The sequence below is a fragment of the Mycolicibacterium austroafricanum genome, assembly GCF_000612725.1.
Lineage (GTDB): Bacteria > Actinomycetota > Actinomycetes > Mycobacteriales > Mycobacteriaceae > Mycobacterium > Mycobacterium austroafricanum.
Map to the genome: position 1 here is coordinate 51,512 of NZ_HG964455.1, position 12,877 is coordinate 64,388.

General features: G+C 66.7%; 11 protein-coding genes. 1 reads left to right on the top strand and 10 read right to left on the bottom strand.

Annotated features, from left to right (window positions below):
* Positions 1-8 precede the first annotated feature (8 nt).
* Positions 9-764: a UMP kinase gene (pyrH, locus tag BN976_RS20445; RefSeq protein WP_036373416.1), complete on the bottom strand. Its 756-nt coding sequence runs from the start codon at positions 762-764 to the stop codon at positions 9-11.
* A gap of 229 nt (positions 765-993) precedes the next feature.
* Between pyrH and BN976_RS20450 the strand changes: the two genes are divergently transcribed.
* Positions 994-1,437 carry a carboxymuconolactone decarboxylase family protein gene (locus BN976_RS20450; RefSeq protein ID WP_011779446.1) on the top strand — a complete coding sequence of 148 codons (444 nt, stop codon included), beginning with the start codon at positions 994-996 and terminating at the stop codon, positions 1,435-1,437.
* Between the two features lie 97 nt (positions 1,438-1,534).
* On the opposite strand, the gene BN976_RS20455 is transcribed toward BN976_RS20450, so the two are convergent.
* From BN976_RS20455 to rpsB, 9 genes are all read right to left on the bottom strand, one after another.
* A complete protein-coding gene (locus BN976_RS20455; protein ID WP_036373417.1) occupies positions 1,535-3,514 on the bottom strand; it encodes a primary-amine oxidase in 1,980 nt (659 codons plus the stop codon).
* Complete coding sequence (locus tag BN976_RS20460; protein WP_036373419.1) at positions 3,511-5,022, bottom strand: APC family permease; 1,512 nt, start codon at positions 5,020-5,022, stop codon at positions 3,511-3,513. The genes BN976_RS20455 and BN976_RS20460 overlap by 4 nt, the downstream gene beginning before the upstream one ends.
* Before the next feature lie 25 nt (positions 5,023-5,047).
* Positions 5,048-5,749 carry an ABC transporter ATP-binding protein gene (locus BN976_RS20465; protein WP_011779443.1) on the bottom strand — a complete coding sequence of 234 codons (702 nt, stop codon included), beginning with the start codon at positions 5,747-5,749 and terminating at the stop codon, positions 5,048-5,050.
* Between the two features lie 2 nt (positions 5,750-5,751).
* A complete protein-coding gene (locus tag BN976_RS20470; RefSeq protein WP_036373420.1) occupies positions 5,752-6,321 on the bottom strand; it encodes an ABC transporter permease in 570 nt (189 codons plus the stop codon).
* Positions 6,322-7,497 carry an FtsX-like permease family protein gene (locus BN976_RS20475; protein ID WP_036373422.1) on the bottom strand — a complete coding sequence of 392 codons (1,176 nt, stop codon included), beginning with the start codon at positions 7,495-7,497 and terminating at the stop codon, positions 6,322-6,324.
* Between the two features lie 128 nt (positions 7,498-7,625).
* Positions 7,626-9,032 carry an amidase gene (locus BN976_RS20480; RefSeq protein WP_036373423.1) on the bottom strand — a complete coding sequence of 469 codons (1,407 nt, stop codon included), beginning with the start codon at positions 9,030-9,032 and terminating at the stop codon, positions 7,626-7,628.
* 63 nt (positions 9,033-9,095) lie between these two features.
* Positions 9,096-10,604 (bottom strand): sugar transferase, encoded by a 1,509-nt coding sequence (locus BN976_RS20485; protein WP_036373425.1) that lies wholly within the window; start codon positions 10,602-10,604, stop codon positions 9,096-9,098.
* A 352-nt stretch (positions 10,605-10,956) separates the two neighbouring features.
* The gene (gene tsf, locus BN976_RS20490; RefSeq protein WP_036373426.1) at positions 10,957-11,772 is read right to left on the bottom strand and encodes a translation elongation factor Ts; all 816 of its coding nucleotides are present in this window, start codon (positions 11,770-11,772) and stop codon (positions 10,957-10,959) included.
* A 30-nt stretch (positions 11,773-11,802) separates the two neighbouring features.
* The gene (rpsB, locus tag BN976_RS20495; protein ID WP_036373428.1) at positions 11,803-12,624 is read right to left on the bottom strand and encodes a 30S ribosomal protein S2; all 822 of its coding nucleotides are present in this window, start codon (positions 12,622-12,624) and stop codon (positions 11,803-11,805) included.
* Positions 12,625-12,877: the final 253 nt, after the last annotated feature.

A 12,877-nucleotide genomic window follows, 5' to 3' on the forward strand; every position in this document is an offset into this window, starting at 1 on the left:
CGCCACCCTCAGGTGGTGACCAGTGTCCCGATCTTCTCACCCGCGACGGCCCGCGCGATATTGCCGTCGACGAGCAGGTTGAACACCAGGATCGGCATCCCGTTGTCCATACACAAACTGAACGCGGTCGCGTCGGCGACCTTCAACCCCCGGTCGATTACCTCGCGGTGACTGATCGCGATGAGCAGCTCTGCGTCCGGGTCGACGCGCGGGTCGGCGGTGAACACCCCGTCGACCGCCTTGGCCATCAACACCACGTCGGCGCCGATCTCCAGCGCCCGCTGCGCGGCGGTGGTGTCGGTGGAGAAGTAGGGCAGGCCCATGCCGGCGCCGAAGATCACGACGCGACCCTTCTCCAGGTGCCGCACCGCGCGCAGCGGGATGTAGGGCTCGGCGACCTGCCCCATGGTGATCGCGGTCTGCACCCGGGTGTCGATGCCTTCCTTCTGCAGAAAGTCCTGCAGTGCAAGGCTGTTCATCACGGTGCCGAGCATGCCCATGTAGTCCGACCGCGCGCGATCCATCCCGCGCTGTTGCAGCTGCGCGCCGCGGAAGAAGTTGCCGCCACCGATCACCACGGCCACCTGCGCCCCGCTGCGGACGACTTCGGCGATCTGACGCGCCACCTGCGCGACCACATCGGGGTCGAGTCCGACCTGCCCACCTCCGAACATCTCACCGCCCAACTTCAGCAGCACCCTGGAGTATGCGGGTCTGATCAGCGGGGACTGGCCGGCAACTGGCTCGGCCGTTGGGTCTGCCATCGGACTCCTTCCGGTCTGCACCAGGTTGCCATCGACGAGACGACCCCCCAATCCTGCCAAACCCGTGCGCGCCCGACCGCCGAAGGGGTATTTCCGTGAGCGTGCGTGTCTGCGGCCGCCACGCCGGCACTATGCCCAAGTTCGCGCACGCTCGTCGCTGTCACAAATACGGAAGCTGCCTCGTCTACCCGACATACCGCCACGTCAACCACGAACGGAGTGACAGATCATGACTGCCCGCACCCTGCTGAGTTCAGCGGTCCCGAACGCCTATCAGACGATGATCACGCTGTCTGGGCAGGCGGACAAGGCGGCATTGGACGCCGGAGTGGACCCGCTGACCCTCGAGCTGGTGCGCATCCGGGCGTCCCAGCTCAACGGCTGCGGCTTCTGCCTTCGCCTGCATGTGCGCGACGCACTGGCCAAGGGTGAGACCACCGACCGCCTCGCCGTGCTGCCCGCGTGGCGGGAGACGGATTACTTCACCCCCGCCGAGCGTGCCGCGCTCGCGATCGCCGAGGAGATCACCGGCATCGGCACCCGCGCGGCGGGAATCGACGACGACACCGCCGCGGTGGACGGCCAGCAGGCCGCCGCACTGCGGTGGGTCGCCATCGCCATCAACGCGTTCAACCGCATCGCGATCTCCAGCCGGTACACCATCAAGCCCTGACGAGCGTGCGCATAGTCCGGCATCAGCGCGGCGCGTCGGCCTCAGACACGCACGCTCACGACCTGGGACCTGGGGGGCCTGGCGCCCTGGGGGGGTCTCACGCCATGTGGCAGGCCTTCGGCGGTGACGGGGGCAGGTCCAGCGCCGGGTTGCCGTCGAAGAAGCCCACCGGCTTGAGTTTGAAACCGGTGTAATGACACGGCATCACCGGCCAGTCCTCCGGGCAGACCACGTGATGCGCGCCGACGGTGTACCAGAGCACCACATCGGTGTCCTCCAGCGGCGCATCGTCGGCCACGTACTCCGGCAGACCCTGGGCGTCGGCCGATTGATACATGTAGTCGCCGGCGGCGTAGAGCTCCTTGGCGTCGAACTTGGTCACCCACAGGTTGTGCTGCACGAACCGGGCCCGGTCATAGATGACAGAGCCCTCCTGCACCATCACCGGGACGATGTCCTTGGGCATCAGCTTGTAGCCCACCGGTGCCCCGAACTCGTTGAGCTTGGACGGGTTGACCACCTTCCAGTACCGCCCGGTCGAATACTCCCAGTCCCGCGCGCCCTCGGCCTCCGAGGCGACCAGGGTGTCCTTGGTGATCCAGGCGTTGTGGTGCGGGTTGAGCGCCGGGTCCGGCTCTGGAATCGAATCCACCTCGTAAACACTGTTTCCCGGACCGTCGATGCTCATGTCCATCCGGAAGTTGAAGAAGTGCTGATGGTTGGGCCCGTACATGCCGGGCGCGACCATCTTGCCCCAGCGCGGGGTCTCGCCGTCTGCGATCGCACCGGTGGTCAGCACACCGGTGAGTTTGACCTCCATCTCGATGGAGGCGTCGTTGTAGAGGTACCAGAAGAACCCGTATTCGTAGTTGCCGACCGTGCAGATCATCGAGATGACCAAGCGCCGGGACCGCCGCACCTCGACCTCGCCGGTCCGGAAATCGGTGTGCTTCCAGGAGATCCCGTAGTCCTCCTCGTGCATGCAGATCGCGTTCGGAATGGTGACGGCGTTTCCGTCGGAATCGTTGACCGTACCGTCGAAGTAGAAGATCTCACCCAGACAGTCACAGCCCAGGGTCAGCGGGTTGGCCGAGAACCCCATGCCGACCTCGCCCATGTCGAAGACGTTCTTGTTCCAGTGCGTTGGAGATGAATCACCGTAGGGCACAACCATTTCCGACAACGCTGCCCGATACATGATCGGCCGGACGGTGCCGCGGTCGTTGTAGGTGACTTCGTGCAGCACCAGACCTTCGCGCGGGTTGAACCCCACCCGTAGCGACCACTTCTGCCATTGCACGTTCCAGCCGTCGACGGTGAAACTCGGTCCGTCCGGTTGGGTGATCTCGATGGTCTTCACATCGTCGCGGAAGCCGCTGAAGGCCGGCCGGTTGTCCGGGCTGAACATGAACTGCTCCGAGTAGTTGCCACCTTTGGCCGGCAGCCTCACCGCGCCGTGATCCTCGACGTCGAGCACGGTCATGGTGTCCAGGTCGAAGGTGACGATCAGCCCCTCGACCGGACGGGCGTAACCGTTCTCCGACGGTGCGGCGCGCACGAACGTCAGCGGCCGGCAGATCAGCGGGGAGTTGTCGTAGTGGTCCTGCGCCCCGTAGTAACCGGCCGGCCACGGGTCGATCATCGCGAGGCTGAAGTCGGTGACACCGCGCTTGCGCATCGCCTCCTGCCAGCGCGGGTCCTCCCGGACCTTCTCCTCCACGCCGGTCATGTGCTCGACGAGGTAGGACGGGAACCGGCCCGGGACGGGGGTCCAGGACTCGATGACGCGCGCGCCGAGATCGACGACGGCCTCGTAGATCAGCTTCGCCGCCGCGTCGTACATGGTCAGGAATGCTCGACGCGGCACGTCCTGTTCGCCGACGAAGGTCAGCGAAGCGGTCTTGGCCGGCTCGGCGAGCTGAATCATCACGAACTTCAAAGTGGGAGTGGCATATTCGGACGCAGTCACCACGGCGGCGGCGGACTCGATCTCGGCTCCGCTCAACGGGTCCAGCGGATAGGCCGCGGGTGCGGCCCCGTCGTGCTCGCCTCGCGTGCGGGTGTCCTCCATCGTCATTTCGCTGATTCCTCTGTTTCTGTCTTGTTGAGGTCGAAGACCGCCAGATGTGCCAGCGAATCTTCCTGACTAACCTTGTGCGCCGAGCGTCGTCCGAAGACGTACACGGTCAGGCCGAGGGCGAACATGCCCAGGCTGATGCCGCCCACCCACGTCATCCAGGTGGCGGTGGGCACGTCGATCCACGGTGTGACGAACGAGTAGTAGATACCGCCGACCGTGCCCAGGGATCCGACGATGACGGCCGTCCACACCCCGGCCATGCCGCCCGGGATACGCCAGAACTGCTCGCCGGCATAGCGATCCGCGTACTTCTTCCGTGCGACGACCACGGGGATCAGGAAGAAGAACCCGGACAGCAGCCACACCGTGGACAGGCCGCCCTGCAGGTAGATGGTGACGTTGGCCATGCTGCTCTGCGAATACAGCCCCACCAGGATCAATGAGGAGATCACGCCCTGGATCAGGATGGCGGTGACCGGGTTGCGCGTCCGAGGGTTGAGGTGGGTGAAGATCCGCGGCAGGTGGCGTTCCAGACCCGAAACGAAGATCAGCCGTGAGTACGCGACCTGGTAGGTCATCAGCGCGACGATGATGATGAACGCCAGAACGATTGCGCAGACCTCCATCAGACCGGGGAAGCCGGCGACATCGAGCATGCCGATCACGCCCGTCACGGGGTCGATCTCGTCACCCGGCAGCGCCATCATGGTGCCGAGCGTGGTCAGCAGATAGATCGCGACCAGCGCAGCCGATCCCCACAGGATCATCTTCGGGCCGCTCTTGCGCACCGACAGGAACTCCGCTCCCATGTTGTACGGGGTTTCGACGCCGAGCAGGTACAGCAGCACGGTTCCGTACAGGAAGCCGGCGACCGCGAAGTTGGGGATGGTCGCCTCGGCCCAGCTGAACGGCGTCGCCGAACCGTTGTTGACGGCGAACAGCAGACCGCTGACGAAGATCGTCAGCGTCAGGATGCCGTAGACGACGAAGACGATGTTCATGATCTTCTGATTGGCAGCCAGTTTCGCCAACGCCAGACCGATCACCGTCCACAGGATGACCAGTTGCAGGATGATGCTCGTCGTCAACCCGAGTTCGGCGTGGAAGGCCAGCAGCAGGAACTGCAGCACCACCGCCGGCGACGATGCGGCGTTGAGGATCACCGGCACCCAGGACAGGTACCCGCCGATAAACCCCCACGTCTCGCCCATCGTGCGGGTGGCCCAGATGTACACGCCGCCCTGCCCCGGCCACAGGTTGCCGAGTTCCACCACCGCCATGCCGGCGGGGATCAGGAAGGTGAGGATGCCGAGCACCCACATCGGAATCGCGGTCCAGCCTCCGCCGGCCATCACCGACGAGCCGGTGATCCAGCAGATGATGAACACATAGGCCGCCGTCAGGCCGAATGTGGTCATCACCTTGGGAAGGATCTGTTCGGGGACCAACTCGGTGGTCATGAGCTTGTCACGCTCGACGTTCGGCGAAGGCTCCGTTTGTGTCATTCGACGTCTCCCACTTGCACTTTGGTCAGTTGACGATCTGTCCGTCTTTCATCCGGACGACACGGCTCGCTTCGTCGGCCACCGTGGGGTCGTGGGTGCTCGCGACCACGGTGACTCCCATGGTCGAGCACAGGTCGCGCAGCATGCGCACCACCGTCTCCCCCGTGCGGTGGTCGAGGTTGGCCGTCGGCTCGTCGGCCAGGACGAGGGTCGGGCTGCTGATCAGTGAGCGCGCGATCGCCGTGCGCTGCTGTTCGCCGCCCGACATCTTGGTCGGCTGATGGTTGACGCGATGCCCGAGCCCGACCAGCTCGAGAAGCTCGGTGGCCCGCTTGCGCAACGATTTCCGGTCGTAGGGCTCGAACATCAGCGGTAGCTCGACGTTCTCGACAGCCGACAGGAACGGGATCAGGTTGTAGCTCTGGAAGATGAAGCCGATGGTGTCGTGCCGCAGTGCCGCGTACTGGCTCTCGGTCAGCGTCGCGGTGTCCTGCCCGGCGATCTTCACGGTGCCCTTCGTCGGCCGGTCCAGCCCGCCGATGATGTTGAGCAGAGTGGACTTGCCGCTGCCGCTCGGACCCATCAGGCAGACGAATTCGCCTGGTGTCACGGTCAGTTCGGCGGCCATCAGCGCCTTGACGACCTCGTCGCCGAGCTTGTGCAATTTCCACACGTCGGAGATCTCGATCACGGGGGCGGTGCCGGCGGTGTCGTCGAGAGCGGTCACGGTCAGCCTCCTGAGGCCAGGGATCGAATGGGCGGTCGCGACGCGGCCTTCCAGGTGGGCACGATGCTGGTGGCCAGCGCGGCGGCGATGCTGACGACGACCGCGATCCCGCCGCCGAGGGCCAACCCGGGGTAGGACACCCCGGTGGCGACGATTCCCAGCGCCGCCAGCACGATCCCGGTGACGACGGCCAGCCCCACGCCCGCCAGCGCGCCGAGCACGGCGGCGACGACGGGCTCGACGAGCAGTGCGGTCACCACCGGTGCGCGCGGAACGCCGTTGGCGGCGAGCACCCCGAGTTCGCGGGTGCGGTGGGCGACGGTCCTGGTCGTCGCCACGGCCACCTCGGCCACTCCGACGAGCAGGACCGTGACGGCGATCAGTACCACGGCGCGGGCGATTTCGTCGCCGTGACCGAGTGACGCCGACTGAGCGCGGATGCCGTCGGACATCCCGAAGACGAGGACCACCAGGAATGCGCCGGTGCCAGTCGTGACGGCCGGCAACACCATCTCGCGGACCCGGCGTCGCGCTGCCAGCCACCCGTAGGCCAGGCCCTTACCCGCACTCATCTATCGGTCCCCCAGCAGAGACACCGGCCGCTGCTGCAGCAGCCGGTGCACCGGGACCAGTGCACCGACGATCGCCATGGCCGGCAGGAACATCGCGGTCAGCGCGGCCCCCTGCAGCCACGACCCCACCGACGCGATACCCGGGATCACCAGCGCGACAGCGATTCCGGCGGCCGCGATCCCGACGACGTATGCCGCGAGGAAGACGATCGCCGACTCGACGAGGAAGAAATAGAGGACCTCGTCGGCCAGGCCGATGCTCGACATGATGCCGAACTCACGGCGCCGTTCGGTCACCGCGGCGAGGAATGACGACACCGCGATGACGAAGCCGAGACCGAGACCGATCGTGGAGATCAGACCGAGTGTCGAACTCGTCACCTGACCCGAGAACAGGGCCGAGTACTTCTGTTCGAACGTCAGCGGACCGGACCCTCCGACGGTGTCGTAGATCAACCCCGCGCCACCGGCATCCGGTTGCACCGCGGGATCGGCGGTCCACGGCAGGCCGACGGCAGCGCCGAAAACCTGGGCCAGATCGCGGCGCTGCTGCTCCCCCGCCGGCGCGCGCACCACCCACCACCCGTTGTCACCGACCGTCGCCTGAGCCACCGGCGTCGGCACCGTCACCGACTGCCCGGGCCCGCTGACCCGGACGTCCAGCTGTTGCCCGCCGATGGTCACACGGTCACCGTCGGAGACCGAAAGTCGCTCCGCTGCAGCAGATCCCACCAGCGCCTGGCCTGCGGTTGCCTGGTCTGTGCCCCGCAGCGCCACGGCTTGACCATTGACCTCGACGAGGCCCGATACGACGTGGGTTGCCGTCCACCCCTCGGGGGCGGCGAGCGCGGGTGCCGGCCCGTCGGCGATCAGCGCCTCGGCGGCGGGGTCGTAGTGCACACCGGCAGCGGGCACCACCCACAGCTGGCCGTCGGCCAGCACGTCGGCCACAGAGGCCTCACCGGTGGTCGCGAAGCCGGCCGAGATGGTCCGGACGATCGTCACGCACGCGATCGCCAGCGCGATGCCGAGCACCGCGAGCACGAACCGCTCCGGACGACGCCGAATGTTGGCCAGCGCGAACCGGACCAGGCACGTGAAGGTGTTCCCGGACCCGGCGGGGATCTGCGGTGATCGGACTGCGACCGGCGCGCTGCCGACCTGAGTGGCCTCCACGAGAAGCGATGGTGCGCAGGAAAAGTTTCGCCCACGGCCGCGCGCAGTATCGGCGCTGTTAACAGGGCCGCGGTCCCGTTACGTCAACATGTCGTGCCGCAACGGGTTTCGCCGGTCGGGCGGGTCCGTCAGTCCTGAATACGGCGCCAGGGCTGCGCCTGTTCGAGCTCGAACGCGAGCTCGAGCAGACGGGCCTCCTCGCCCACACCCGCGGCGAACATCATGCCCACCGGCAGACCCGACTGAGACTGCCCGAGCGGCAACGAGATCGCCGGCTCGCCGGTGGCATTCTGTAACGGCGTGAACGCCACCCACTCGATGAGCCGCGCGATGATCTGCTCGTACGGCGCCGTCGGATCGAGGTGTCCGACACGGGGCGGGACGTCTGCCAGGGTCGGCGTCAGCACCACGTCGTAGGTGGACTGCAGCCGCGACGTGACCCGGCGCATCCGCGCCAGCCGGGCGATCGCCGTCGGCAACCGGTGCAGGTTTCGGGCAGCGTGCCGCTCCAGGCCCAGCGACAGATTGTCCAGCCGACCGCGGTCGAAGCTCGGCCCGAACGTGCGACGGCCGCCACGCACCAAGGCGAAAGCCAAAAACGACCAGTACAACAGGAAGTCGTCCATAAACCGTTGCGGCACAGGGTTGTCGATGACGGTGATCCGGTGTCCCAGCTGCTCGAGCAGCGCCGCGGTCTTGAGCGTCAGCTCGCTGACCTCTGGACTGGCCTCGTGCAGGATGGACTGCGTGCACACCGCGATGCGCAGCCGTTGCACACCGGGACCCGTGACATCGCCGACAGGAGGCAGCTTCGGGTTCGCGACGACCTTCTCCATCTCGCGGTAGAACGCGGCGGTGTCCCGCACCGACCGGGTCACCACGCCGTTGGCGACGATGCGCAGCGGCATCTGCCGCATGTCCTTGTCCAGCGGAAGCCGGCCACGGCTCGGTTTGAGGCCCACAAGTCCGTTGCACGACGCGGGAATCCGGATGGAACCGCCGCCGTCATTGGCGTGCGCGATCGGCACCACGCCGGCGGCCACGAACGCGCCCGACCCCGACGACGAGGCACCTGCCGTGTGATCGGTGTGCCACGGGTTGCGCACCGCGCCGAGCCGAGGGTGTTCGGCGGCAGCACTGAAACCGAACTCCGACATCCGCGTCCTACCGACGGGGACCAGACCGGTCGCCAGATAGGCGCTGGCGAAATCACCGTCGTGGGCGGCGGGGACGGGCTCCCAGGCGTCGGTGCCGTTCATCGCCGGCATCCCGGCGACGGCCACGTTGTCCTTGACGAACGACGGCACCCCGTCGAAGAAGCCACCGTAGGGGCGGTGCAGTCGGGCCCGCGCCTTGGCCCGCTCGTATGCCTCGAAGGTGAGTCCGTTCAGCGCCGGGTTCGCCTTCTCGGTGCGCGCGATCGCGGCCTCGACGAGTTCGCTCGCCGACACCGCCCCGCGGCGCAGTTCGTCCACCAGACCGACGGCGTCGAGGTCACCCAGGGCGTCGTCGCCGAACGCGTTGACACGATCCATGGCCCGAACGGTACCAAAGCGTACCGGCGGGGTCCGCAATGTCGCGAAGGTCGCGCCCCGGGCTCACTCGGCCCGGCGCAGCACCGCCCCGACGGTCATCGCCAGGATCTTCCAGTCCAGCAACACCGACCAGTTCTCGATGTAGAAGTTGTCCCACTCGGCGCGGTCGGCGATCGACGTCTGCCCGCGCAGGCCGTGCACCTGCGCCCAACCGGTGATCCCGGCCTTGACCCGGTGCCGGTCACCGTAGCGGGCGATCTGGACGTTGAACAGGTCGACGTACTCCGGGCGCTCCGGACGCGGACCGACCAGACTCATCTCGCCCCTGATGACATTGATCACCTGAGGCAGCTCGTCCAGCGAATAGGCGCGCATGAACTTGCCGATCGGGGTCCGGCGGTCCTCGCCCTCGACGCCTCCGGGCGCGGAGTCGGGATCGGGGGTGAACGCGGCGTCGGACTCCGTCGGCGGGCGCATCGAGCGGAACTTCAGGCACTGGAAAACCCGGCCGTCGCGCCCGATCCGCGGCTGACCGAAGAAGATCGGGCCCGGCGAGGACAACCGCACCAACAGCATCAAGGTGAGGAACAGCGGGGAGATCAGCACCAGACCGACGGTGGCGACCATCCGGTCGGAGATGTGCTTGGCGGCGAACTGCCAGCTGCGCGGGTCGGTGCGCGGAGCGGCGATGAGCGGCAGACCGCCGATGTGGTCGATGCGGGCGTGGACGCCGATGGTGTCGTAGATCCGGGGCACGATCCACACCGCGATGCCGCGCCGGTGGGCGGTCCTGACCGCGATGGACATCGCCTCGTCCCGGGTGCGGGAGAACGCGACGATCATGCACTCGGCGCCGGTGCGGGTGATGATCTCGTCGATGCGGTCCAACTTGCCCAGGTACGGGATGCTGGCGGGCTGGTCCCGGTCGATCCCCATCGACGGAAGGTCGTCGTCGACCAGCCCGATCGGCCGCAGACCGTACTCCGGGGTGATGCGGAGCCGGTCGACCACCTTCGCGGCGATACGACCGTTGCCGACAATGAGCGTCGGTGCACTCAGCACGTTGCGCCGGAACTGATAACGCCTGTACCACAACCACAGTAGCCGGCCGAGCGGGATCAGGATCGCCGCCCACAACCACACCAGGGCGACAGCTTTACCCGCCCCTACCACCTCCGGGTTGAACACGAGGCCACTGAGCAACAGCATCGCCGTGATGGCCGCGACCGCCTCAATGGTGGGCAGCTCGTCGAGGAACGAGCGCGCGACGGACCGGCGGTACAGTCCGCGCATCGCGCTCAACGCCACCACGGTCGGCGCGAAGAAGAACATCATCCAGATGGGTGGCAACTGCCACTCGAGGAAACGGTCGGCGATGGCCATTCCGGCGGCCACCGCCAGTGACGCGGTGGTCAGGTCCATAAGCGGACCGACAACCGGCACCCGCGCCCTGCGCGTCCGCAACCGACCGGACTCCGTCGGCACGTCGTCCGAGGATTTCACCCTGGCAGCGATGTCTGCCGTCCCGCGGGACTCAACTGTATCGGTCACCACGGCCACAGCAGTTCTCATGATCCCCCATAGAGTGAGGCTAACTCAGCAAACGTCGAAAACCACCGTACTCGCCACCTTACGGCAGCGTCAGAATGGCAGCCGGGTTAGCTGGACCTTTTGCCCGCAGTCCTTGCGTGGGAAAACAGGCAAACGCGACCGAGGCCGGCCACCCATCCCTTGACCTCCCCTGGCCGACGCGAGCAAACACACCGGTGGTCCGGATTTGTTTCCCCACCGCGACGACAGGCCGACCACGAGATCCGCGTGTACCGCAGATCACGGCGGGCGAGGGCATCGCCGGGACCCTCAGTACGAAAGCACGAGGCCCCCGGGACCGTGGTCCCGGGGGCCTCGCGTGAATTCAGACCTGTCAGGCCTGACCGACCTCGAAGCGGACGAACCGCGTCACGGTCACCCCGGCCTCGTCGAGCAGCGCCTTGACCGACTTCTTGTTGTCGGACACCGCAGGCTGATCCAGCAGCACGACGTCCTTGTAGAAGCCCGTCACCCGGCCCTCGACGATCTTCGGAAGCGCCTGCTCCGGCTTGCCCTCGTTGCGGGCGGTCTCCTCGGCGATGCGCCGCTCGTTGGCGACGATGTCCTCCGGCACGTCCTCACGGGTGAGGTACTTGGCCTTCAGCGCGGCGATCTGCAGGGCGACCGCGTGAGCGGCCGACGTGTCGCCACCGGTGTACTCGACCAGCACACCCACCGCGGGCGGCAGATCGGCGGCGCGCTTGTGCAGGTAGGTCTCGGTCGTGCCGTCGAAATACGTGGCACGACGGAGCTCCAGCTTCTCGCCGATCTTGGCCGACAGGTCGGCGATCGCCTGCTCGACCGTGGTGTCACCGAGCTTGACCGCCTTGAGCGCGTCGACGTCGGCCGCCTTGGCCGCAGCCGCCGCAGCGACGATCTGATCGGCGAGCGCCTGGAACTCGCCGTTCTTGGCGACGAAGTCCGTCTCGGAGTTCAGCTCGATGAGCGCGCCGTCCTTTGCGGCGACCAGGCCCTCGGCGGTGGCGCGCTCAGCGCGCTTGCCGACGTCCTTGGCGCCCTTGATGCGCAGCAACTCGACGGCCTTGTCGAAGTCACCTTCGGCCTCGACCAGCGCGTTCTTCGAGTCCAGCATGCCGGCACCGGTCAGCTCCCGGAGGCGCTTGACGTCGGCGGCGGTGTAGTTAGCCATAGAAGTCTTTCCTTTGAGGCGTCGCGGGTGTCAGGACTGTTCGGGTGCTGCGGTCTCGCCGGCGGCAGCCTCGGGTGCGGCGGTGGTGGCACCGGCCAGCAGCTCCTGCTCCCACTCGGCAAGTGGCTCGGCCGCCTCGGCCGCGGCCTTGTCGGCACCGGCACCGGCGCGGGCCTGCAGACCCTCGGCGACCGCGGAGGCCACCACCTTGGTCAGCAGCGCAGCCGAGCGGATGGCGTCGTCGTTACCCGGGATCGGGTAGTCGACGAGATCCGGATCGCAGTTGGTGTCCAGGATCGCGATGATCGGGATGTTCAGCTTGCGGGCCTCGGCCACCGCGAGGTGTTCCTTGTTGGTGTCGACGACCCAGATCGCCGACGGCACCTTCTGCATGTCCCTGATGCCACCGAGGCTGCGCTCGAGCTTGTTCTTCTCGCGGGTCAGCATCAGGATTTCTTTCTTGGTGCGACCCTCGAAGCCACCGGTCTGCTCCATGGCCTCAAGCTCCTTGAGGCGCTGCAGGCGCTTGTGCACGGTGGAGAAGTTGGTGAGCATGCCGCCCAGCCAGCGCTGGTTCACGAACGGCATGCCGACGCGGGTGGCCTCTTCGGCGATGGATTCCTGCGCCTGCTTCTTGGTGCCGACGAACATGACGGAACCGCCGTGCGCGACGGTCTCCTTCACGAACTCATAGGCCTTGTCGATGTAGGTCAGCGTCTGCTGCAGATCGATGATGTAGATGCCGTTGCGGTCGGTGAAGATGAACCGCTTCATCTTGGGGTTCCAGCGTCGGGTCTGATGCCCGAAGTGCGCGCCGCTGTCAAGCAGCTGCTTCATTGTTACGACAGCCATAATGAGTCCAGTGGCCTTTTCTTTGTTGTCGGTTGTCGTCCGGCATCGGGTGAGCCGGACCCTGGCGACTGCTTCGATGCCGGACCCGTCTCTTGGAGGCGGGACCGCCCGGCATGCGAGGTGACGAGCTGGTGAGCCCGTGCTGCAGACGCGCGAAGTCAGCCCGCGCAAACGAGCTGCGGGTAGGAGTTTACACGCTCGGAACAGGTGCTTTTACCACCGAGCAGCGCCCCAACCGGTGATCCACAGGTTC

Excerpts from the sequence above, each read along its gene's own strand:
- tsf (WP_036373426.1), bottom strand. The coding sequence starts at position 11,772 with ATGGCTAACTACACCGCCGCCGACGTCAAGCGCCTCCGGGAGCTGACC.
- BN976_RS20450 (WP_011779446.1), top strand. The coding sequence starts at position 994 with ATGACTGCCCGCACCCTGCTGAGTTCAGCGGTCCCGAACGCCTATCAG.
- BN976_RS20480 (WP_036373423.1), bottom strand. The coding sequence starts at position 9,032 with ATGGATCGTGTCAACGCGTTCGGCGACGACGCCCTGGGTGACCTCGAC.
- BN976_RS20470 (WP_036373420.1), bottom strand. The coding sequence starts at position 6,321 with ATGAGTGCGGGTAAGGGCCTGGCCTACGGGTGGCTGGCAGCGCGACGC.
- pyrH (WP_036373416.1), bottom strand. The coding sequence starts at position 764 with ATGGCAGACCCAACGGCCGAGCCAGTTGCCGGCCAGTCCCCGCTGATC.
- rpsB (WP_036373428.1), bottom strand. The coding sequence starts at position 12,624 with ATGGCTGTCGTAACAATGAAGCAGCTGCTTGACAGCGGCGCGCACTTC.
- BN976_RS20460 (WP_036373419.1), bottom strand. The coding sequence starts at position 5,022 with ATGACACAAACGGAGCCTTCGCCGAACGTCGAGCGTGACAAGCTCATG.
- BN976_RS20455 (WP_036373417.1), bottom strand. The coding sequence starts at position 3,514 with ATGACGATGGAGGACACCCGCACGCGAGGCGAGCACGACGGGGCCGCA.
- BN976_RS20485 (WP_036373425.1), bottom strand. The coding sequence starts at position 10,604 with ATGAGAACTGCTGTGGCCGTGGTGACCGATACAGTTGAGTCCCGCGGG.